This window comes from Pseudoalteromonas sp. 120-MNA-CIBAN-0494, assembly GCF_040308885.1.
Classification (GTDB): Bacteria; Pseudomonadota; Gammaproteobacteria; order Enterobacterales; family Alteromonadaceae; genus Pseudoalteromonas; species Pseudoalteromonas nigrifaciens.
Genome location: NZ_JBEOOE010000116.1, coordinates 1 through 294 on the forward strand (window position 1 = coordinate 1; position 294 = coordinate 294).

1 pseudogene is annotated in these 294 nt (G+C 41.2%); it reads right to left on the reverse strand.

The features are described 5' to 3' along the window. Positions 1-31: 31 nt before the first annotated feature. Positions 32-294 (reverse strand): annotated as a pseudogene (locus AAEY55_RS18195) (IS21 family transposase); the annotation flags it as partial.

The window sequence follows — 294 nt, forward strand, 5'->3', positions numbered from 1 at the left end:
TGATTAATTGTTTCTATCATGTTTGCATTCCTTAATGGTAGTAATCTGTGCCACGTATGTTGCTGTGTGTAATTGGCATTTCTGGCTCTGTTTGGAGTGTGGGTAATGGTTGTTGGTCTAACCCTTTTTGCAGCATTTGCTTAATAGATCTGTGTGTGGTCGTATTCATGCAAACTGCTCGGTAACATGCTCGCTCGAGGCGTTCCTTTGAATACGCTTTAGCTAAACTTAACACCCCTAAACAGGTGCGATAAGCTTGCTCTGGATGACGTTTGCTATTAAGCAATAATTCAA